The sequence below is a fragment of the Lysobacterales bacterium genome (genome assembly GCA_016721845.1).
Classification (GTDB): Bacteria; Pseudomonadota; Gammaproteobacteria; order Xanthomonadales; family Ahniellaceae; genus JADKHK01.
The window spans coordinates 212,108-232,459 of the sequence record JADKHK010000008.1 but is presented as its reverse complement, the minus strand read 5'-3'; the positions used below and the strand labels follow the sequence as shown (position 1 = coordinate 232,459).

21 protein-coding genes and 1 pseudogene are annotated in these 20,352 nt (G+C 65.9%); 11 read left to right on the top strand and 11 right to left on the bottom strand.

The annotated features are described in order from the left end of the window. The coding region (locus tag IPP28_06555) for a hypothetical protein (protein ID MBL0040701.1) at positions 1–257 on the top strand (257 nt) is incomplete at its 5' end. Positions 258–278: 21 nt separating this feature from the next. Here the strand turns inward: IPP28_06555 and aspS are convergent. The 4 genes and pseudogenes from aspS to IPP28_06535 form a co-directional block, all read right to left on the bottom strand. Then, positions 279–2,035 (bottom strand): annotated as a pseudogene (aspS, locus tag IPP28_06550) (aspartate--tRNA ligase). Positions 2,036–2,536: 501 nt separating this feature from the next. Continuing rightward, on the bottom strand, positions 2,537–2,785 hold the full coding sequence (locus tag IPP28_06545; protein MBL0040700.1) for a hypothetical protein: 249 nt from the start codon (positions 2,783–2,785) through the stop codon (positions 2,537–2,539). Between the two features lie 12 nt (positions 2,786–2,797). Continuing rightward, entirely contained in the window at positions 2,798–2,935 is a 138-nt protein-coding gene (locus tag IPP28_06540; GenBank protein ID MBL0040699.1) for a hypothetical protein, read from the bottom strand. 484 nt (positions 2,936–3,419) lie between these two features. Then, positions 3,420–3,719 (bottom strand): zinc ribbon domain-containing protein, encoded by a 300-nt coding sequence (locus IPP28_06535; protein ID MBL0040698.1) that lies wholly within the window; start codon positions 3,717–3,719, stop codon positions 3,420–3,422. A 137-nt stretch (positions 3,720–3,856) separates the two neighbouring features. On the opposite strand from IPP28_06535, the gene IPP28_06530 reads away from it, so the two are divergent. After that, positions 3,857–5,746, top strand: a complete 1,890-nt coding sequence (locus IPP28_06530) for an FG-GAP repeat protein (protein MBL0040697.1) — start codon at positions 3,857–3,859, stop codon at positions 5,744–5,746. A gap of 7 nt (positions 5,747–5,753) precedes the next feature. Here the strand turns inward: IPP28_06530 and IPP28_06525 are convergent, their stop codons facing one another. Both IPP28_06525 and IPP28_06520 read right to left on the bottom strand, forming a co-directional pair. Then, positions 5,754–6,140, bottom strand: a complete 387-nt coding sequence (locus IPP28_06525; GenBank protein MBL0040696.1) for a hypothetical protein — start codon at positions 6,138–6,140, stop codon at positions 5,754–5,756. Then, complete coding sequence (locus IPP28_06520) at positions 6,113–7,498, bottom strand: hypothetical protein (GenBank protein MBL0040695.1); 1,386 nt, start codon at positions 7,496–7,498, stop codon at positions 6,113–6,115. The genes IPP28_06525 and IPP28_06520 overlap by 28 nt, the downstream gene beginning before the upstream one ends. Before the next feature lie 120 nt (positions 7,499–7,618). Between IPP28_06520 and IPP28_06515 the strand changes: the two genes are divergently transcribed. Both IPP28_06515 and IPP28_06510 read left to right on the top strand, forming a co-directional pair. After that, a complete protein-coding gene (locus IPP28_06515; GenBank protein MBL0040694.1) occupies positions 7,619–8,419 on the top strand; it encodes a 3-hydroxybutyrate dehydrogenase in 801 nt (266 codons plus the stop codon). 13 nt (positions 8,420–8,432) lie between these two features. Continuing rightward, complete coding sequence (locus IPP28_06510; protein MBL0040693.1) at positions 8,433–9,113, top strand: response regulator transcription factor; 681 nt, start codon at positions 8,433–8,435, stop codon at positions 9,111–9,113. A 12-nt stretch (positions 9,114–9,125) separates the two neighbouring features. On the opposite strand, the gene IPP28_06505 is transcribed toward IPP28_06510, so the two are convergent. Beyond that, positions 9,126–9,434, bottom strand: coding sequence for a hypothetical protein (locus IPP28_06505; protein ID MBL0040692.1), 309 nt, complete (start codon positions 9,432–9,434; stop codon positions 9,126–9,128). 142 nt (positions 9,435–9,576) lie between these two features. Here IPP28_06505 and IPP28_06500 point away from each other — a divergent pair, with 142 nt between their 5' ends. The 4 genes from IPP28_06500 (at position 9,577) to aroG (ending at position 14,025) form a co-directional block, all read left to right on the top strand. Further along, positions 9,577–10,428, top strand: a complete 852-nt coding sequence (locus tag IPP28_06500) for a CBS domain-containing protein (protein ID MBL0040691.1) — start codon at positions 9,577–9,579, stop codon at positions 10,426–10,428. Then, positions 10,425–11,654, top strand: coding sequence for a DUF4105 domain-containing protein (locus IPP28_06495; protein MBL0040690.1), 1,230 nt, complete (start codon positions 10,425–10,427; stop codon positions 11,652–11,654). The genes IPP28_06500 and IPP28_06495 overlap by 4 nt, the downstream gene beginning before the upstream one ends. Positions 11,655–11,747: 93 nt before the next feature. Further along, positions 11,748–12,716 carry a magnesium/cobalt transporter CorA gene (gene corA / locus IPP28_06490; protein ID MBL0040689.1) on the top strand — a complete coding sequence of 323 codons (969 nt, stop codon included), beginning with the start codon at positions 11,748–11,750 and terminating at the stop codon, positions 12,714–12,716. A gap of 220 nt (positions 12,717–12,936) precedes the next feature. Continuing rightward, complete coding sequence (aroG, locus tag IPP28_06485; protein ID MBL0040688.1) at positions 12,937–14,025, top strand: 3-deoxy-7-phosphoheptulonate synthase AroG; 1,089 nt, start codon at positions 12,937–12,939, stop codon at positions 14,023–14,025. Between the two features lie 15 nt (positions 14,026–14,040). Here the strand turns inward: aroG and IPP28_06480 are convergent, their stop codons facing one another. The 3 genes from IPP28_06480 to IPP28_06470 form a co-directional block, all read right to left on the bottom strand. Continuing rightward, positions 14,041–14,406, bottom strand: a complete 366-nt coding sequence (locus IPP28_06480) for a type II toxin-antitoxin system PemK/MazF family toxin (protein MBL0040687.1) — start codon at positions 14,404–14,406, stop codon at positions 14,041–14,043. Next, positions 14,406–14,663 (bottom strand): AbrB/MazE/SpoVT family DNA-binding domain-containing protein, encoded by a 258-nt coding sequence (locus tag IPP28_06475; GenBank protein ID MBL0040686.1) that lies wholly within the window; start codon positions 14,661–14,663, stop codon positions 14,406–14,408. The genes IPP28_06480 and IPP28_06475 overlap by 1 nt, the downstream gene beginning before the upstream one ends. 134 nt (positions 14,664–14,797) lie before the next feature. Further along, on the bottom strand, positions 14,798–16,846 hold the full coding sequence (locus IPP28_06470) for a S9 family peptidase (protein ID MBL0040685.1): 2,049 nt from the start codon (positions 16,844–16,846) through the stop codon (positions 14,798–14,800). Positions 16,847–16,985: 139 nt separating this feature from the next. Between IPP28_06470 and IPP28_06465 the strand changes: the two genes are divergently transcribed. The 3 genes from IPP28_06465 (at position 16,986) to IPP28_06455 (ending at position 19,672) form a co-directional block, all read left to right on the top strand. Further along, positions 16,986–18,749 (top strand): MFS transporter, encoded by a 1,764-nt coding sequence (locus tag IPP28_06465; GenBank protein ID MBL0040684.1) that lies wholly within the window; start codon positions 16,986–16,988, stop codon positions 18,747–18,749. 117 nt (positions 18,750–18,866) lie between these two features. Continuing rightward, positions 18,867–19,424, top strand: a complete 558-nt coding sequence (locus IPP28_06460) for a response regulator (protein ID MBL0040683.1) — start codon at positions 18,867–18,869, stop codon at positions 19,422–19,424. Beyond that, entirely contained in the window at positions 19,421–19,672 is a 252-nt protein-coding gene (locus tag IPP28_06455) for a GlsB/YeaQ/YmgE family stress response membrane protein (GenBank protein ID MBL0040682.1), read from the top strand. Before IPP28_06460 ends, IPP28_06455 begins: the two co-directional genes overlap by 4 nt. Here the strand turns inward: IPP28_06455 and IPP28_06450 are convergent. Beyond that, positions 19,669–20,352, bottom strand: a complete 684-nt coding sequence (locus IPP28_06450) for a PH domain-containing protein (protein MBL0040681.1) — start codon at positions 20,350–20,352, stop codon at positions 19,669–19,671. The two genes, IPP28_06455 and IPP28_06450, sit on opposite strands and share 4 nt — an antisense overlap.

Below are 20,352 nucleotides of genomic sequence, written 5' to 3'. Positions count from 1 at the left end.
CGTTGTTGGGCCTGCAAACGGCTAGCGTCGCCGTCGTCGCGCTGAGCGTGTATCTCGTGGATATCCATCACACGGTTTGGCAGCCGGCGCTGATCTGGGCGGGCTGGTTCGCTGGCTTGCTCGCAATCATTGCCGCGGTGGTGATCGGCGTGCGCGACCGTGCTTGGCGCTGGCTGTGGACTATCCCCGTAGTGCTCGCACTCGCATTCATCGGCTTCGTGCTGATGCTCGCCTGCTGCCTACGAATGGGTTCGTAAGCAGCAGGTCCGCAGCGAGGATTACTTCTTCTCCGGCTTCACCACGCGCACATGCAGTTCCTGGAGCTGGTTCTCGGCGACGACGGAGGGGGCCGAGGTCATCAGGCATTGCGCGGTGGTCGTCTTCGGGAAGGCGATCACGTCGCGGATCGACTCGGTGCCGGCCATCAGCGCGGCGATGCGGTCGATGCCGAAGGCGATGCCGCCGTGCGGCGGCGCGCCGTACTTCAGCGCGTCGAGCAGGAAGCCGAACTTCGCCTTGCGCTTCCTCCGCGCCGATGCCGAGCAGTTCGAACACCGCGCTCTGCATCTGCGAATTGTGGATACGGATCGAACCGCCGCCGATCTCGTTGCCGTTGAGCACCATGTCGTAGCCGCGCGACACCGCGGTCTTCGCGTTCGCGCGCAGGTCGGCGATGTCGTCGACCGCGGGCGCGGTGAAGGGATGATGCAGGGCGACGTAGCGCTGCGCCTCGGCGTCCCATTCGAACATCGGGAAGTCGGTGACCCACAGCGGCGCCCACGCGTCCTGCACCAGGTTGAAGTCCTTGCCGGCCTTCAGCCGCACCGCGCCCATGAAGTCGCTGACCTTGCCGTACGCGCCGGCGCCGAAGAACACGATGTCGCCATTGCCGGCGCCCACGGCCTTGAAGAGCCGCGAACGCGGCATCGTCGAAGAACTTCGCGATCGGCGAGGTGAGCCTTCGCGGCCTTCGCAGATCGTCGATCTTGATCTAGGCCAGCCCTTGGCGCCGTACTTGGTGCGTGTGCGCCGAGGTCGTCGATCTGCTTGCGCGACAGCGCGGCGCCGCTCGGGATGCGCAGCGCGGCGACGCGGCCGCGGATCATTGGCGGGACCGGTGAACACCTTGAACTCGAAGTCTTCGCCAGTGTCGGCGATGTCCACCAGCTCCAGGTCGATGCGCAGGTCCGGCTTGTCCGAACCGTAGCGGCGCATCGCCTCGGCCCAGGTCATGCGCGGGAACTGCTGGCCAGTTCGACGCCCATCACTTCCTGGAAGATGTGGCGGATCATGCCTTCGACCATGTCCTGCACGTCCTGCTCTTCGACCAAGGCGAACTCCATGTCGAGCTGGGTGAACTCGAGCTGGCGGTCGGCGCGCAGCGCCTCGTCGCGGAAGCAGCGCGCGATCTGGTAGTAGCGGTCGAAGCCCGCCATCATCAGGATCTGCTTGAACAGCTGCGGCGACTGCGGCAGCGCGTAGAACTCGCCCGGATGCACGCGGCTCGGCACCAGGTAGTCGCGCGCGCCTTCCGGCGTGGCCTTGGTCAGGATCGGGGTTTCGATGTCCTGGAAGCCGCGGGCATCGAGGTAACGGCGGAGCGCCGGACCAGGCGGGTGCGCAGGCGCATCTTGCGCTGCATCGCCGGGCGGCGGAGGTCGAGGTAGCGGTATTTCAGGCGCGTTTCCTCGCCCGGCGTCTCGTCGGCTGGAACGGCAGCGGCGCGGCCTTGTTGAGCACTTCGACCTTGTCGCGACGACTTCGATCTTGCCGGTGCGGAGCTGGTCGTTGGCCTGCGATGGCGGCGGGCGCGCACGCTGCCGGTGATCGGCAGGCAGAACTCGTAGCCCACCCTTCCGCGGCCTGAACGCGTCGCGTTGTCCGGTTCGACCGTGACCTGGACGATGCCTTCGTGGTCGCGCAGGTCGATGAAGACGAAGTGGCCCATGTTGCGGGCGACATCGGCCCAGCCGCACAGGGTGACGGTCTGGCCGATCAGGGTCTCGTCGACGAGGCCGCAGAGATGGGTACGCATGGAAGCTCCGGAGCCGGCCGGGGAAGGCCGCGCAAGGGTTGGACAGGACCGCGCATGCTACGGAGGCTTGACGGTGCTTGCAAACCAATGCGTTGAGGCGTGCTGCAGCCCATGCGGCAACGCGCCCGTTTCCCGCAGACCCGGGCACTCGGTCGCGCGCTCGTGCCATGCTCGTGCGCATCCCGAGGAGCCGACCGTGCTGCGATCGCATTCGTTCGAATCAAGGCCGGCCATGCCCTCGGGCGCACTGCGACGGGTCGTCGCGTGCTCGGTGCTGACGCTGGCCTTGCTCGAGCCGGTGACTGCAACGACGGACCATCGCACGGGCGGCGAAGCCGGCTTCGCCAAGGCCGGGTGCAATGCGCCGATCTCGACAACCCCGGCGCAGGTCTGCCCGAATTCGACCGGCAACGCCGCGACCGCCCAGGCCGGCGTGTCGAGCTACGCCTGGTCGATCACCAATGGCTCGATCACCAGCGCGTCGAGCATGCAGACCATCACCTACACCGCCGGCAACAGCGGCAATGTCGGCCTGAGCGTGTTCATGACCGATCCGGGCGGCAATTCGATCTGCGGCAACCTCAACGTGCCGATCGTCATCCCCGCAGCACCGACGATCACCCCCAGCGGTCCGACCACGTTTTGCCTTGGCGGCAGCGTCACGCTGACGTCCAGCAGCGGCAGTGGCAACCAGTGGTACATCAATGCCAATCCGCTTGGCGGAGAAACCCAGCCGACCTTCGTCGCCACCGCGGCCGGCAACTACACCGTGATTGCGGGCAACGGACAATGTGACAGTGGACCTTCCGCACCCGTCGCCGTGACGGTCAATGCACCGCCACCGACGCCGACGGTCACGCCTGGCGGACCCACCACGTTCTGCAGCGGGGGCAACGTCACGCTGACGTCCAGCAATCCGTCGGGCAACCAGTGGTACCTCAACGGCAACCCGATCGGCGCCGCGACCAGTCAGAGCTACGTGGCGTCGCAAAACGGCGCCTACAGCGTCGTCTCGCAGATGAATGGCTGTGCCAGCGCAACATCCACGTCCACGAACGTGACCGTAGATCCGGCGCCGAATGCGACGATCAGCGCCCCGACGATCGTCAGCACCGGGAGCAGCGCGACGGCATCAGTGGCGAACGCCGGCGTCGGTGCCGGTTATGCATGGCTCATCGACAACGGCAGTTTCGCCGGTCCCGCCAATACGGCCGGCGTCGAGTTCATCGCCGGCGTGCCAGGCACGACGACGCTCGACGTGCTCGTGACCACTGCCATGGGCTGCGAAGCGACGGGATCGGCCAGCGTTCCGGTATCGGCGACGTTGTTCGAACAGCTTCGAATAGGTGCGCCCGAAGGCGTTTCTACCGCGATCTCGAACGAATCAATCCGCGCTGGCGGCAGCGGCCGGCGGCGTGCTCGCGGCCGCTGCGGGAGCTGGCTCGGCCGGTTTGCTGTCGCCGCTACCGCTGCCTTCGCTGAGATTCCGCTTCTTGTCGCCGTCCTTCTTGAAGTCGGTTTCGTACCAGCCCGAGCCGGACAGGCGGAACGACGGTGCCGACACCGCGCGCGTCAGCGTCGCCGGACCGCAATCAGGGCATTCGGTCGGGTCCGGATCGGACAAGCGCATCAGGTGATCGCTTTTCAGACCGCAGGTGGCGCAGACGTATTCGTAGATCGGCATGGCAGAACCATCGGCTGAAAACAGTGTCGGTCGCGCAGTATGGGTCCATGGCGCGCACTTTCAAGTCGAACCGGCCGGATTGGCGGATGCGGGCAGCGTTCCGGGTTACCGGAGACAACTCGTCCCGGAGCACTGCCATGTCGTCGCCACGCCCAACCCGAATCACCGCCCTCGCTACGGCATTGGCCTGCCTGACGCAAGCGACTGGCGCCTTCGCCGTCGGCCTGGCGGTCGAACGCGACCAACTGCTGCTGCTCGGATCAGCACAACTGCCGGCACCGACGGGCCAAACCAGCGCGGGTCCGCTCGCGGCCGGCGATTTCAATTGCGACGGTGAATCGGATCTCGCCGTCGGTTCGCCGCTCTCCACGATCACGGGCATTGCCGGGGCCGGATCGGTCTCGATGCTTTTCGGGGAGCCGATGACCGGTGTCGCCAGTGCCGGCCGTCTGCTGCATCAGGACCTCGGCAACATTGACGGCGTGGCCGAGGCCGACGATCGTTTCGGGTCCAGCCTCACCGCCGCGGACTTCGATGGCGATCTCTGCACCGACCTGGCCATCGGTGTGCCGCTCGAGGACATCGACAGCGCGACCAATGCCGGCATGGTCGCCCTGCTGCTGGGAGAGACCGGCGGGCTGGCCGCCAGCAACATCGACCTGACGCTGCCCGGCACCGGCACCGCACCGAACGGCACGGTCGCCGACCACGCGAAAGGCATCGCCGTCGCGGCCGTACCGCGCATGACCACGGCGAGCACGCGCCCGTTCCTTGCCATTTCCGCCACCGGCCATGACCACGACGCGCTTGCCACCAATTCGGGCGGCGTCAGCGTGCGCCGCAATGCCAGCGGCATACTCGACGGCGTGGCCTCGTTCTTCGAGCGCAGCGACCTGCCCGGCGAGTCCGACCGCTACGTCGGACGGTTCGGCGACGTCCTCGCCGCCGGCGACTTCGATGGCGACGGCTTCGGCGACCTGGTCGCGTACACCCAGGCCGTCGATGGCTGCTTCTTCAACAGCGGCCCCGACTGCATCCGCAACGAGGGCGCGCTGTTCGTGAACTATGGGGCGGCGTCCGCGGCAAACTTCCGCTACGAGGTCCTGCATCAGGATGTCGCCGGCATTGCCGGTGCCGTCGAACTCAACGACCAATTCGGCGAACAGATGGCCGTCGGCGACTTCAACAACGACGGTCTCGACGATCTCGCCGTCGGCGCGATCTCTGAAGACGTGGGCGACTTGTTCAATGCCGGCACCGTGACCGTGCTCTACGGCCACCCGGGCGGTCTGGCCGCGAATACCGCCAGCAGCGACACCATCGACGAGAACGATTTCAGCGGATTACTGCAAGAAGAAGGCGACGAGTTCGGCGGCGGACTCGCCGCGGGCGATTTCAACCGCGACGGCTTCGACGACCTCGCGATCGGCGTGGCAGGCGAAGACCTGGTGAACGGCGGCGTCAACGTCGGCAGCGTGATCGTCGCCAGTGGATCAGCCGCCGGCATCGTGCTCGGCACCCGCACAGTCGTCAATCTCGATTCGTCCGGTCGCAGCCGCAGCGGTGATCGGTATGGCGCGACGCTCGCCAGCGGCGACTTCAACAACGACAACGTCGATGATCTCGCGGTCGGCATTCCCAACCGCAAGGATGGCAGCGCGACCATCAAGGGTGCCGTGCATCTCGTCTTCAGCACCGCCGACACCAGCACCTCGATCCAGTCGATCTCGCCGCCGCAGGTCATGCCCGGCCAGACCTACAGCGTGACCGTGCGCAGCCGCCGCATCGGCGTCGCCGCCACGCCGCTGGGTCGCGGAACCGTCAACGTGCAGGAACTCGGCGGCGGCAGTTGCGTGGCCACGCTCAATACGGTCGGCGACGGCAGTTGCTCGATCACCGCCGGCACGTTGGGCACGCGCACGGTCAACGCCAGTTATCCGGGCGTCGCGGGATTTCGCGCCAGCAACGCGACCGCCGCCAGCGTCAGCGTGGTCGGTACCGGCATCTTCCAGAACAGCTTCGAATGAGGTCGTGTCAGCGCGATGCGGTGCGATCCACCGGCATCGCGCCACCATCGAGATGTGCGATCAACGCGTCCATGGCTGCATAAGCCTGCGGCAGTAGCGGCGTCATGCCGGCGAGCTTGGGCAGTGCGACGAAGGCGTCGAAATGCTGTGCGTTCGCGACTTCCCACAAGGCGATGCGGGCGCCGTTCGCGCGCGCCGCGGCGAGGTACGGCCGCGAGCTGAATTCGAGCGGGATGATGCTGTCGTGGTCGCCATGCACGATCACGGTCGGCACCGATGTGCGCGCCGTCGCGCGCGTCGCTGCGATCGATGCGCGCACCTGCTGCGCGACCGCATCGTCGTCCTCGAGCAGCGCACGCAGGCACGTCAATCCGGCCCAGGATGCATCCGGCACTGCCGTCGCGAGTCCATCGACCAGACCGACGCCGGCCGTCGGCGCGATGCCCGAGGCATCCGACCACCACAGCGCACGTTCGGCAGCCGTGGCCGCACGCGGCGGCCCCATCGCATCGCGCTGCGCAAAGCTGTAACCGCAGACGGGCGCATCCGGCGTCGCCCGCGCATACGATTGCGCATACAGTGCGGCGACCGCACGCCAGAGGTCGAAACCGGTCTGCAGACCGGCAAGATGCGGGTCTCGTCCCGCCAGCCGCTCGCACGCAACTTCGCGAGCGCCGACGCGGCCTGGGATTCGACGGTATCGCCTTCGATCCAGCCGACTGCGCGCAGACTGGCGCAGCGCGCGGCCGCAACGGCGTGATGCGCCGCTTCGGGCAGGAAGATCGGCGCATTCGGCAAGGCCAGCAGGGCACAGGGCTGGTACAACGCCGCCTCGATGCTGAGGTCGAACAGATGCCGAGTGTCGTCCAGGCTGACGTTCGGTGCGGCCGCAACCACGCCATCGAGCAGACCATCGGCATCCTGTTCGCCGGCACGCAACACGGCGCCACCGCCGTTCGACAACCCGAAAGCGATGATGCGCGTATTCGCCGCCGTGAACGGCGCCTGTTGCGGAAAGGCCTCGTCGAGCGAGCGCAGGCCGAAGCGCGCCGCTTGCAGCACATGCCGACCCCAGTCCGCCTCGGGATTGTCACCGGAATGCGCGTGCTTGATCGCGATGCGCGTGTCACCCGCCTGCGCCACCGTGCCCGGGTCGAATTCGAGCGCCGCACCGCGCGCCGCGCGCGTGCCATCGGCCTGCGCACCTTCGCCGCTGGCGACGTCGAAGAAACCGGTGCCGGTGCCCTTGTCGGTATGCGCGACCGCACAGCCGCGGGGCAGTCCGTAAGCGGACACCGAACCGATCGCGCCATAGACCCCGCGCGATCCGGATGAGGCAGTGACGATCAGGCAGCGTTTGGCGGCATCGAAGCCGTCCGGAATCTGCACCAACAGACGGTGCGGCTGCTTCGCGCCAGGCAGGGTCGCGTAGGCGTGGAATTCGCGGCCCGGCACCGCCGGAATGGCCTTGACCGTGCCGTACAGATCGGCGATGCCGCGCCAGTTCGCATGCAACGCGCGGCGCCGCAATTCGGCGGCGGTCGGATGTGCGGCATCGGCCACGGCCGGCGCGACCGGATTCAACAGCGCGTCGCGACCGAGCCCGCCGGTGAGCAAGTCATCACCGTCGCGATGCGTGCTCACGCGCTGCGCGCTGAACGCGTCGCTCGTCTCGGGTTCGGGCGTCGTCGTGCGGGTGCTCATGCAGGCGGCCAGTGGAAGCGAAGCAATCAGCAGAATGATCGGGCGCATGGTGTTCTCCTGAGCTTACGCTAGCAGCGACGACGCGACGCGCCACTGGACCTAGGTCCAAGCGCCCGCGCATCGCGCCACTGCTAGCCTGTCGGCCACTTCCTGCGTGCAGATTCCGCCATGACCGACCGCTTCCTCGCCGGCCGCACGGCCCTTGTCACCGGCTCCACTTCGGGCATCGGGCTGGCCATTGCGACGGCCTTGGGCGCCGCCGGCGCGGCGGTCATCGTGCACGGACTCGGCAGCGCCGAAGAGATTGCGCAAGCCGAACGGGCCGTGCGCGACGCCGGCGCCGCACGTGCGCAGTTCCTGCCCGGCGACCTGGCCGATCCGGCTGCGATCGAGGCACTGATGCAAGCGGCCGGGCCGCTCGACATCCTCGTCAACAATGCCGGCATCCAGCACACCGCGCCCGTCGCGAACATGCCGCCGGCACAATGGGACCGCATCCTCGCGATCAACTTGAGCGCGGTGTTCCACACCCTGCGTCTGGCCTTGCCCGGCATGGCCGAACGCGGCTTCGGCCGCGTCGTCAACATCGCGTCGGTGCACGGTCTGGTCGCGTCGGTGCAGAAGGCGCCATACGTCGCGGCGAAACACGGCGTGATCGGCCTGTCGAAGGTCGCCGCGCTCGAATACGCCGCGCAGGGAGATCGCGCCAGCGGCGGCATCACCATCAACTGCATCTGTCCGGGATTCGTCGAAACCGCGTTGATCGAGCCGCAGATCGCGGCCCGCGCCGCACAGCACGGGGGCGACCGCGACGCCGGCATCCGCGATCTGCTCGGAGAAAAACAACCAAGTCTGCGCATGACCCTGCCCGACGAAATCGGCGCGTTGGCGCTCTGGCTCTGCCGCCGTGAAGCGCATAACCTCAATGGTGCGGCCATTCCGGTCGACGGCGGCTGGACCGCCGCGTGACACCCGAGCGTTCATGACGCAGATCCTGATCGCCGACGATCACCCGCTGTTCCGGCTCGCGCTGACGCAGGCGCTGCGCGCGATCGCGCCCGACGCGGCGCTGATCGAAGCCGATTCGCTGGCCGCCGCACGCGCACAACTCGATGCGCGCCATGACGTCGACCTGGTCCTGCTCGACCTGCATTTGCCGGACAGCCACGGCCTGATGGCGCTGGCGGAACTGCGTGCGGAACATCCTGCGGTTGCGGTGGTGATGATTTCGGCGAACGAAGACCCGGCGGTGATCCGGCGCGCACTCGCCTTCGGTGCCGCCGGCTACATTCCAAAAGGGGCATCGCTGGACGAACTCGCGGTGGCCCTGCGGGCCGTGCTGAACTGCGAGGAATACGTGCCTGCGCAACTGCGCAACGCCATCGGCACCAGCGCCACCAGCCGCGAAGACCAGCAGATCGCGGCGCGCCTCGCATCGCTCACGCCGCAGCAGTTCCGGGTGCTCAATCTGGTCGCCAGCGGCCAGCTCAACAAGCAGATCGCCGACCGGCTCGGCATCCAGGAGCGCACGATCAAGGCGCATCTTTCACTCATCTTTCAGAAGCTCGGCGTGCGCAACCGCACCCAGGCCTCGGTGATGCTGCGCTCGCTCGAACTTGGCGACCCGGCCCGCATCGTCGTCGACGACGAGGGCGAGGACTGAGCGCCGACGCGATCAGTCGTGATCCTGGCGGTCGTGCTTCTGCTTGGCGATGTTGTGGCTGGCACGATTTTCCGAACGCTTCAGGCGTGCACGCTCGCCCTTGGTCACGACACCGTCGGACTTGAAGCGCTCTTCCTTGTTGTCGATGCGCTCCTGCTGGGCGTCGAGACGATGTTCCTCGCGCTTCGTCAGTTCGCCCGAGGCGACGCCCTGATCGATGCGCTCGTCCTGATTCTCCTGGCGCGCGTCGACCACCGGGGTATCCGCAACCGCAACCGTCGATATCAGCACCAGGGCCAGAACAAATATCAGCTTCTTCATGGACTTGCCTCCTCACGCGGAATCGCGTGTTCGAGCATAACGCGGTCGTGCCGCGGCGGTTGACGCGTTTCGAGCGCGGGCCCGGCGGAAATGTCGCTACACTGCCGCCCCGCCCGCCATCAGGGCGAACGATCGCTCGGGAATGAACGACGAACCGCCCAGTAGCAGCGCGCCCCAGGCGCGCTCCTGGCTCGACCGGTTGGGGCAAATGCTCTCCGGCGAGCCGCGCAATCGCGAGGAACTCCTCGAAGAACTGCGCAATGCCAAGGACAACGGACTGCTCAGCGCCGAAACGCTGACCATGATCGAGGGCGCCATCGGCGTCACCGAGAAGCAGGTGTCCGACGTCATGGTGCCGCGCGCACAAATGGTGTCGGTGCCGGTCGACGGCACGCTCGCGGACCTGCTCGCGATCGTGCTCGAATCGGGCCATTCGCGCTTCCCGGTCACCGGCGAGGACCGCGACGAGATCATCGGCACCCTGCTCGCCAAGGACTTGCTGCGCTGTCTGGCCCAGCCCGAGCGTCCTTGCGACATCCGCAGCCTGATCCGCCCGGTGCGCCTGATTCCGGAATCGAAGCGATTGAACGTGCTGCTGCGCGAATTCCGCTCGTCGCGGCACCATCTCGCGGTCGTGGTGGACGAGTACGGCGGCGTCGCCGGGCTCGTGACCATCGAGGACGTGCTCGAGGAAATCGTCGGCGACATCGACGACGAGCATGACGACGAGAGCAATCCCGACGCAGCCATCCGTCTGCTTCCGGACGGCCGCCACAACGTCAGTGCGCTGACCCCGATCGCCGACTTCAACAGCGCCTTCGGCAGCGACTTTTCCGACGACGAGTACGACACCATCGGCGGCCTTGTCACAGCTCGATTCGGCCATCTGCCGGAAGCCGGCGAGGACATCGCGCTCGGTCGATTCCGCTTCCAGGTCGCCAAGGCCGACGCCCGCCGCGTGCACCAGTTCGTCGTCATCGCGGACGGCGCGTGAACCTGGTCCGCGGCCTGCTGCTGGCCCTGCTGATCGGCCTGGGCACCCCTGCAGTTCGCGGTCAAGCCATCGACCCGGACAGCGGCTCGGCCTTTCGCATCGCCCTCGTCACCGCTGCGCCAGGCGCGGTGTACTGGCAGCGCTTCGGCCACAACGCCCTGCTGGTCGAGAACACCGTGACCGGCGACGCGCGCCTGTACAACTTCGGCATCTTCGACTTCGAGCAGAAGAATTTCCTGCTGAATTTCGTGCGCGGCCGGATGATCTACCGACTCGCCGCCTTCACCCCCGACGACGATCTCGCAAATTACGCGTCCGAGGGTCGCAGCGTCTGGATCCAGGAACTGAACCTCTCGCCGGAACAGCGCTATGCCGTCGCCGAGATGCTGGGTCAGAACGCGCTGCCGGAGCATGCCGAATACCGCTATGACTATTTCGCGCAGAACTGCTCGACGCGCGTCCGCGATGTGCTCGACGCCGTGCTCGAGGGTCGACTCAAGGAAACCATGAGCGCGCGCGCGCGCGGCGAAACCGACCGCAGCCTGGCGATGGCCTACGCGCGTCCGGAGCCCTGGCTCGCCATCGGCATCGACCTCGGCCTCGGCCCGGCGGCGGACCGCAAGCTCAGCTTCTGGGACGAGATGTTCCTGCCCCTGCGCTTGCGCGAACTGCTGCGCGACATGCGCGTGACCGACGCCCAGGGCATCGCTCGACCACTGGTGACACGCGAATGGACCGCCTACGACGGTCGCCTCGACGATCAGGTGCCGGCGCAGCCGCGCTGGCTCTGGCCGTTCGCATTCGCAGGCCTGTCGATCGCCGTGCTCGCCGTGCTGAGCCTGCGCGCCAAAGCCGGCGCGGCGCGCAGCGGCGGCGTGTTGCTGTTGTCACTCGTCACCGTCGTGCTTGGCCTCGGCGGCATCGTGCTGGCCGGACTCTGGGCCTTCACCGACCACGCCATCGCCTACGCCAACCTCAACCTGGTGCTGTTCAATCCGCTGTCCCTGTTGTTGGCGTGGCCGCTGTGGCGCTGGCGTCGTCCGGAAGCATTGCCTGGACGCATGGCACGCCTTGCAGCCATCCTGACGGTGTCGATCGCCCTGCTCGGACTGGCGTGGCTGACCCTGCCCGGCACGCAACAGGCCAACGCGCACTGGTTCGCCTTGATCCTGCCGCTGCAACTCGTGCTCGCCTGGCGCTTCTGGTTCGCCCCGACCACGGATTGACGTTGCCTTGCCCGCGATGGCGCGGGCATGATCGCGCGTCCCCGGAGCACGCCCATGAATCTGTCGGTCGAAATTACGCCGAGCAAGCCACCGATGGTGATCAACAGCGTCGCTTACGCCGCTGACGGAAAGCGCCTGCCCGACATCACGCTGGACCAGATCAGCGATGTGCTGCAGCAACCCGATACGTTCGTCTGGGTGGGCTTGCACGAACCGGACGAGCCGCTGCTGGAAAAGCTTCAGGAAGAATTTTGTCTGCACGACCTCGCCATCGAGGACGCGCACCACGCGCACCAGCGCCCGAAGATCGAGGTCTATGGCGACTCGCTCTTCATCGTCCTGCACACCGCGCAGTTCGTCAGCGGCAAGATCGAGTTCGGCGAGACGCACATTTTCCTCGGCCCGCGCTACCTGCTGACCGTGCGCCATGGCGCCTCGCTGAGTTATTCGCCGGCACGTGCGCGCTGCGAGAAGGAGCCGGAACTGCTCGCGATCGGACCGAGCTACGGCCTGTACGCGGTCATGGACTACATCGTCGACAACTTCTTCCCGATCGTGCGCTCGTTCCAGGATGAGCTGGCAGAACTGGAAAGCGACATCTTCCAGTCGACCTACAAGCGCGAAACCATCGAGCGCCTGTACGAACTGAAGAAGGAACTGGTCACGCTGCGGCTGGCGGTTGCGCCGCTGCAGGACATTCTGAACCAGCTGATGCGCTTCCACCCGACCATCATCCGTGACGACGTGCGCCTGTATTTCCGCGACGTCTTCGACCACGCGGTGCGTGTCAAGGAGGCCTGCGACACGATGGCGGAAATGCTCACTGCGGCGATGTCAGTGTCGCTGGCGATGGTGTCGGTCGGCCAGAACGAGGTCGTCAAGCGCCTCGCCGGCTGGGCCGGCCTGCTCGCCGTCCCGACCCTGATGACCAGCTGGTACGGCATGAACTTCAAGCACATGCCCGAACTCGGCGGCGAGCACAGCTACTGGTTCTTCACCGGCGCCACGATCGCCGTCATCGGCGTCGTCTACGTCATCCTGAAGCGGGCGAAGTGGCTGTAGACCGGCGTCGGCCCGACTTGCACGCTCGCGCAACCTGCTGATAGGTTCGAGCCATGCATCGCGCCGCAACCTATTTTTATTGGTCCTACTTTCCGAGCCTCAGGGCGGTGGAAGGCAGACCGGTGCGCGCATAAGACCAGCATCCGAACCTTCGAAAACCGCCAGCGAACCTGGCGGTTTTTTCATGGCCGCCGGGAACCGAATCCCGAGGAGTAGCGCCATGACGACATCCCTGAAACTGGTCAGCACGACGACCGCTCCGGCCACCGACGACCTGCGCATCCGCGCGATCCGCGAATTGTCGCCGCCGGCCCATCTGGTGCGCGAATTTCCTTGCTCGGCGCGGGCTGCGGAAACCACGTCCGCGTCGCGAGTCGCCGCCCACCGCATTCTTCAGGGTGAAGACGATCGCCTGCTGGTCGTGGTCGGTCCCTGCTCCATCCACGACGCCCGGGCGGCACTCGAATACGCCGAACGGCTCGCGACACTGCGCGCCCGGCTCGAGGCCGATCTCGAGATCGTGATGCGCGTGTACTTCGAGAAGCCGCGGACGACTGTGGGCTGGAAGGGATGGATCAATGATCCGCACCTCGACGACAGCTTCGACATCAACACCGGCCTGCGCCAGGCGCGTCGCCTGCTGCTCGACATCAACGAGATGGGATTGCCGGCCGCCACCGAATACCTGGACCTGATCTCGCCGCAGTACATCGCCGACCTGATCAGCTGGGGGGCGATCGGTGCGCGCACCACCGAAAGCCAGTCGCATCGCCAGTTGGCGTCGGGCCTGTCGTGTCCGGTCGGGTTCAAGAACGGCACCGACGGCAACATTCGCATCGCCGTGGATGCGATCAAGGCTGCAGCCGCGCCGCACCACTTCCTTTCGGTGACCAAGGGCGGCCACTCGGCCATCGTCGCCACCGAAGGCAATCGCGATTGCCACGTCATCCTGCGCGGCGGCAAGCAGCCGAACTACGACACCACGCACGTCGCCGCAGCCTGCGCGGAACTGAGAGGCGCAGGCCTCGCCGAGCGCGTCATGATCGATTGCTCGCACGCCAATTCGAGCAAGCAGTTCGCGCGCCAGATCGAGGTCGCTGCCGACGTGGCCGCACAGCTCGCGGGCGGCGATCGCCGCGTCGTCGGCGTGATGATCGAAAGCCATCTGCACGAAGGTCGTCAGGATCTCGTGCCCGGCCAGCCACTGGCCTACGGCGTCTCCATCACCGACGCCTGCATCGGCTTCGCACACACCGAAACGCTGCTGGAGGACCTGGCGGTGGCGGTGCGGCAGCGGCGGACGGGTTGATTTGTCCGCAGCACATCAGTCTCCCGCACCAATCGCGATGATCTGGTTCAACTCGGCGCAGGCGAGATCGAACACATCATCCGGCGCGCGTTTCCATGGATGCGCCTTGGCGCGGCGAATGCGCCAATCGAACGACTTGGGTTGGTTCACGAGGATGTATCCGGCTTTTCCGTCGCTGCCGACCATGCATACCGCAAACGGGTTGGTGGCGTTGTAGTCCTGGCTGCTCATCGGCAGGCCGATGACGATGCTGGTGCGGTCGTTTACGGATGTCGGCGAAAGCACCAACATCGGATGCCTCGATCTCATCTCGCGTCCGGCCTGCGGGTCGTAGTCGATCCAGATGATGTCTCCCCGCGCCGGCACCCAGCGCGCAACCATTAGCGGAATTCCCTGCCAACCGGTGCATCCGACATCACTTCTCCACCGTGAAGCTTCGGATCGAAAGCCTTCAGCTTCTGGGCCAAGGTCAAGCGTGGCGGCCGTCCTTGCGGCTTCACGACGATATTGCCGTCGAGCACTTCGACAGTGACTTCCTGCCCACTGGTCACGCGCGCCGCCTTCGCCAGGGCCGCAGGAATGCGGACCGCAAGGTTGTTGCCCCAGTTCTGGATCTTCAACTCCGCCTTGGCGCCCATGACCAACCTCACGTCTCTCGTGGCGACCAGTGTAGGCCTAGACTCCGAATGTTTCAACGCGTCGAAACATCCATTCTCAAGAACGACAACGGGGCCTCGCGGCCCCGTCGTGTTCCAGCGATCCGGCGTAAGGATTACTGCAAGTGCGCCTTCAGCCAGGCGTTCACTTCGTTGTGCCACTGCACCGAGTTGTGCGGCTTCAGCACCCAGTGGTTCTCGTCCGGGAAGAACAGGAACTTGGACTCGATGCCGCGACGCTGCAGTGCAGTGAACAGTGCAATGCCTTCCTCGACCGGCACGCGATAGTCGAGTGCACCATGCACGACCAGGGTCGGCGTCTTCCAGTCCTTGATGTGGTTGATCGGGTTGTGGCGTTCGAAATTCTCCGGCCTCTCGAAATGCGACCCTTGCATTTCCCATTCGTCGAACCACAGTTCTTCGGTGCTGTAGCTCATGAATCGGTTGTCGAAGATCGAGGCATGCGACACCAGGCAATCGAAGCCGTCGTTCCAGTTGCCCGCGATCCAGTTCATCATGTAGCCGCCGTAGGAACCGCCGAGCGCGCAGGCCTTGTCGCCGTTCAACCAGTCGTACTTCGCGACTGCCGCGGCCATGCCCTTCTTCAGGTCCTCGAGCGGCTTGCCGCCCCAGTCGCCGGAGATCGCGTCGGTGAACTTCTGGCCGTAGCCGGTCGAACCGTGGAAGTTGATCGCGATCACGGCGAAGCCTGCGCCGGCATAGGTCTGCGGATTCCAGCGGTAATGCCAGTCATTGCCGAACGCGCCCTGAGGGCCGCCATGCACGAGGAAGGCGATCGGATACTTCTTGCCGGCTTCGTAGTTCCACGGCTTCACGACGTAGCCTTCGACACGCTCGTCGTTCCAGCCTTTGAAGTCGAAGAATTCGGGGGCGCCCATGCTGACACCCGCCAACCGGTCGGCATTGAAATTCGTCAGTCGGGTCTCGCCGGCATTCTTCGCATTGCGCGCGAACAGGTGCGCCGGCGACGTCAGCGTATCGCGCGCGAACACGACGCCATTCGGACCGGCCGAGAACGCGGCGATGTTGCCGGCACCGGTCAGGTCCGTGGCCTTGCCCGACTTCACGTCGATCGCGAACAGCGGATGCTCGCCGTCGGAGTCCGCAGTCGCGTACAGGGTGCGGCCATCGGCGGATATCTGCAGCGGACCGGGCGAGCGATCCCAATCGGTCGCGATATCGCGAGTGGCGCCGGTGCCGATGTCACGCGCCTTGATCTGGAAGCGGTCGGCTTCGAAGCCGGCACGACTCATCGCAAGGTAGTACAGCGTCTTGCCGTCACGCGAGAACAGCGGATAGCTGTCCCAGGCCGGGTTGGCCGCGGTCAGGTTGGCCGGGGCCAGACTGCCATCCGCAGGCACCGTGAAGAGGTCGAAATTGGTGCTCCAGGCCTCGGTCTTGCCGGCGATGCGGGCCGAGAACACCAGGCTCTGGCCATCCGGCGCAAACGCATATTCGGTTTCGTCACCGAAGGGTTTGCTCGGCACGTCGCCATCGATGCCCTTGCTGACCCAGGCCGGTGCTGCTTCGGCACGGCCGTCGGCCGCCAGATCGGCCACGAACAGCTGGCTGCGGCGTCCATCACTCCAGGTGTCCCAGTGGCGGATGAACAGCTTGTCGAAGACCTTGCCGCTGGCCTTGGTCGCTGCGACCTCATCGAGGCGCTTCTTGCTGCAGTCCAGCGTGTCGCAATCGGTGTAGACCTCGAAGGTCAGCGCGATCTGCGCACCGGTCGGCGACAGCTGGAAGGTGCCGACATCGAGCGGATAGTCGGTGACCTGCGCCGCCTCGCCGCCGTTCAGGGCCAGTTTCCAGACCTGCATCGAACCGGAACGCGGCGACAGGAAATAGATCGACTGGCCATCGCGCGACCAGCGCGGACCGACCGAGGTCACGCCCTTTGCGGTCAGGCGTCGCGGCGGCGCCGAGGCATTCGCCGGCACCAGCCACAGGCTTTGCAGGCCCTTGTTGGCCGCGTAGTCGGTTTCGCGCAGCTGGAAGGCGACCTGGCGACCGTCCGGCGAAATCCGCGGATCGGCAACACGATCGAGATTGACGAGGTCGTTGACATCGAAGCCGCGCGGTTCGGCAAAGGCCGATCCGGCTGCAACCAGCGCCAACGCGCCGAGGGCGAACACACGCATGGGACAACTCCTGACGAGCGGGACCGGCATCGTAGTCGCGCGCGGCCCGGTCACCAAGCGCTACGGGACTGGCCGTGGTCAAGCCGTGGCGGGCATACTCCCGCGACTCCGGTTCCCGGAATCTGATCAAGGACTTGCGATGAGCAGCACGAGCGCCGACTTCCTCGGCCATCCGAAGGGCGTCTACATCTGTTTCTTCACCGAGATGTGGGAGCGCTTCTCGTTCTACGGCATGAAGGCGCTGTTGCTGCTGTACCTGACCAAGTACCACCTGTTCGGCGATACCGGCGGCCTGAATCTGCTCGGTGCGTATGGCGGACTCGTCTACTGCATTCCGGTGATCGGCGGCCTGCTCGCGGACCGCTACCTCGGACTGCGCAAGGCGGTGATCTTCGGTGGCGTGCTGCTGGTGCTCGGCCATCTCGGCATGGCCTTCGAGGGCGAGGCCGCGCGCAAGGTCGGCGAGACCGTGGTGCGCGATACCGCAGCCCTGTGGGTGTTCTACTTCTCGCTGGCGCTGATCATCATGGGCGTCGGCTTTCTCAAGCCGAACATCTCGGTGATCGTCGGCAAGCTGTATCCGGAAGGCGACCCGCGCCGCGACGCCGGTTTCTCGCTGTTCTATGCCGGCATCAACCTCGGCGCGATGCTGGCCTCTCTGGTTTGCGGCGTGCTGGGTGAAACCTACGGATGGAAGTACGGCTTCGGTGCCGCCGGCATCGGCATGATTGCCGGCCTCGCGATGTTCATCTGGGGCCAGAAGTATCTCGACGGCCACGCCGAAGCGAGCGCACCGGAAAAACTGCGCGAGCCGGTCTTTGCCGGGCTGCGCCGGGAATGGGCGATCTATCTCGGTTCGCTGCTCGGGCTGGCGCCCATTGCGGCCTTGATGTGGGCCACCGGAAACGATGCCTTCACGCTCGATATCGGACTCGACCTGACCCTCGCTCAAATGCTGATGCTGGCCGTGCTGACGGTCGTGCTGATCTGGTTCGCCCGCTTCGTGTTGCGCGAATGCACGTCGACCGAACGCCACCAGATGATCGCGCTGATGCTGCTGATCTTCTTCGCGCTGATCTTCTACACCCTGTACGAGCAGACCTACGGTTCCTGGGTGGTGTTCACCGACCGCATCCTGACCAAGGACTTCTTCCCGTCGATGATCGTGCAGGGCGGTCTGCCGCTGTCCTACTTCGTCGTCGCCACGCTACTGATGCCGGCCGCGTTCGTGCTCTGCAGCGAATGGCAGGACCGCGCACCGGGCACGAAGGCGCCCACGGCCCTGTTTCTGATCGCATCGGTCGTGACCATGCTGCTGGTGATCGGCATCATCGTGCTGCAACCACAGACGGCGGGATCGCTGACCTTCATCTCCGGCGTGTTCATCCTGAGCCTGGCGCCTACCCTGTCCCTGCTCTGGGCGTGGCTCGACCAGCGTGGGCTGAACCCCGGCACGCCGACCAAGACCGCACTCGGCCTGCTGTTCGGCGCACTGTCGTTCGTACCGCTGATGCTGGCGGCCCGTGCCGCGGCGGAAACCGGCACCTGGTCGAGCGTGTGGTGGCTGGTGCTGGCCTATGGCGTGCTGCAGATCGGCGAGATCTGCCTGTACCCGGTCGGATTGTCGGCCGTGACCAAGCTGTCGGTGGCACGCGTGGTCAGCCTGATGATGGGCACCTGGTTCCTCGCGACCGCGTTCTCGGAACTGCTGGCCGCCAAGCTCGGCACCCTCGCCTCGATCGAGGACAGCGGCGCCGTGGTCGAGCACACCGAGGCCTGGGTCAACGCAGCCAACACTTATGGCGACTATTTCTGGCAACTCACCGTCGGCGGGCTGGTCTGCGCCGCCATCGCCTTCGTCGCCGTGCCGTTCCTGAATCGGGGCATGCACGGTGTCAAATGACGCCAGCTGCCCGATTCCGATTGCGACCGGACCGGCCGCTCTGAGACACTGGCGCGGCCCGCACGACGGGTCCGCCGGTCGTCCGGCAGGAAGAATGATGGTCATCGGGGGCGTTGGATGAATCCTTTCGGTTTTCTGAAGCGGCTGTTCGGCGGCGGCAACACGCCTCGCCCGGCTGCAGCCGGCGCGTCGACGCCCGTGCGGAAAGGGTCGGAGCGACGCGAATCCGATCGCGTCGGCGCCCGCGAAGGCACCCGGGTCCTGGTGATCGACGACTCGACGACCGTGCTCGCGGTCTTGCGTCGCTATCTCGAACAGAACCAGTACCTCGTGCTCGAAGCGGAAACGGCCGAGGCCGGCATCCAGATCGCGCGTCAGGAACGTCCCGACCTGATCTTTCTCGACATCGTGCTGCCCGGCATGAACGGGTTCACCGCACTGCGCACCTTGCGCCGCGAACCCGGCACCAAGCAGATTCCGGTGATCATGATGAGCGGCAACGAGCAGGCGACCGAACAGTTCTACGCACAGCGCATCGGTGCCGACGACTTCATGAAGAAGCCGTTCTCGCGACCGGAATTGTTCGCGCGCATCGAACGACTGCTCGACGACGACAAGGTTCCGAAGCGCTTTGCCGCGGCGGCCACCAATCCGAATTTCGGAGCTCCGCCGTGACCATCGAAAGTCTGCTGATCTTCCTCGTCATCGGCGCGATCGCCGGCTGGCTCGCCGGCCAACTGATCCGCGGCGGCGGCTTCGGTCTGGTTGGCAATATCGTGGTCGGCGTCGTCGGTGCGTTCGTCGGCGGTTTCGTCTTCGGCCGCTTCGGATTCCTGCCGAGCGGGATTCTCGGTGCCATTCTCAGCGCCACCCTTGGCGCCGTCCTCCTGATCGCGCTGATCCGGGTGATCAAGCGCGCCTAGCCGCGCGATCGCGGCAGCCACACGTTGAGCAGCTGCGACAACGCCGGATCGTTCTCCGGCAGCCCCCACAGTTCGATCGCGTTCGCGAGCATCGCGCCCCGTGGCAAGATTGCAGCCTTCTGGCCCGGCACGGTCACGCTGACCGACTTGATGCGACACCAGCGGTCGATCCAGTCCGCCTTTGCGGTGATCGACACGACATGATCCAGGTCGATGGTGTCCAGGCGAATGCCGAGGTAGCCATCCTGCACTACAACGCGTTCATTGGTCACGACATAGACCAGATGCCGCCTGCGGAGCAGCAACGCCAATCCGCTCCCGATTGCGACGACTCCGAATCCGCCCGCACCGAGATGGATCGCCTTGCGCCACAGCGTTCGTCGAAACTCGATGTCCTCAACCCGCTCCTGAGCCGTGCAATCGCGATATCTGGCGGCCTTGCCTTCGGAATCGACGGGCACCCGACAGCGGTCGTCGCCGCCAATGGCCATTCCCCACAACGGCATGGTCAACACCAGCACGATCAAGCCGATGCCGACCATGACCCTCATCATCGCGGCGATGTAGGCGACACCGACCGCGATGCCGACCCAGACCACGCGCTCGTCGGGGAGCGCGTGGACAGGGAAACGCAGTCGGGCGTCGAGCAAGAGCGGCGCTTCCGTGGCGACCGAGGCCAA

What these genes read in the sequence shown, in the direction of transcription:
- IPP28_06500 (MBL0040691.1), top strand. Translation starts at nt 9,577, where the DNA reads ATGAACGACGAACCGCCCAGTAGCAGCGCGCCCCAGGCGCGCTCCTGG.
- IPP28_06520 (MBL0040695.1), bottom strand. Translation starts at nt 7,498, where the DNA reads ATGCGCCCGATCATTCTGCTGATTGCTTCGCTTCCACTGGCCGCCTGC.
- IPP28_06465 (MBL0040684.1), top strand. Translation starts at nt 16,986, where the DNA reads ATGAGCAGCACGAGCGCCGACTTCCTCGGCCATCCGAAGGGCGTCTAC.
- IPP28_06480 (MBL0040687.1), bottom strand. Translation starts at nt 14,406, where the DNA reads ATGGTTGCGCGCTGGGTGCCGGCGCGGGGAGACATCATCTGGATCGAC.
- IPP28_06535 (MBL0040698.1), bottom strand. Translation starts at nt 3,719, where the DNA reads ATGCCGATCTACGAATACGTCTGCGCCACCTGCGGTCTGAAAAGCGAT.
- IPP28_06475 (MBL0040686.1), bottom strand. Translation starts at nt 14,663, where the DNA reads ATGGGCGCCAAGGCGGAGTTGAAGATCCAGAACTGGGGCAACAACCTT.
- IPP28_06460 (MBL0040683.1), top strand. Translation starts at nt 18,867, where the DNA reads ATGAATCCTTTCGGTTTTCTGAAGCGGCTGTTCGGCGGCGGCAACACG.
- IPP28_06530 (MBL0040697.1), top strand. Translation starts at nt 3,857, where the DNA reads ATGTCGTCGCCACGCCCAACCCGAATCACCGCCCTCGCTACGGCATTG.
- IPP28_06505 (MBL0040692.1), bottom strand. Translation starts at nt 9,434, where the DNA reads ATGAAGAAGCTGATATTTGTTCTGGCCCTGGTGCTGATATCGACGGTT.
- IPP28_06515 (MBL0040694.1), top strand. Translation starts at nt 7,619, where the DNA reads ATGACCGACCGCTTCCTCGCCGGCCGCACGGCCCTTGTCACCGGCTCC.
- aroG (MBL0040688.1), top strand. Translation starts at nt 12,937, where the DNA reads ATGACGACATCCCTGAAACTGGTCAGCACGACGACCGCTCCGGCCACC.
- IPP28_06510 (MBL0040693.1), top strand. Translation starts at nt 8,433, where the DNA reads ATGACGCAGATCCTGATCGCCGACGATCACCCGCTGTTCCGGCTCGCG.
- corA (MBL0040689.1), top strand. Translation starts at nt 11,748, where the DNA reads ATGGTGATCAACAGCGTCGCTTACGCCGCTGACGGAAAGCGCCTGCCC.
- IPP28_06470 (MBL0040685.1), bottom strand. Translation starts at nt 16,846, where the DNA reads ATGCGTGTGTTCGCCCTCGGCGCGTTGGCGCTGGTTGCAGCCGGATCG.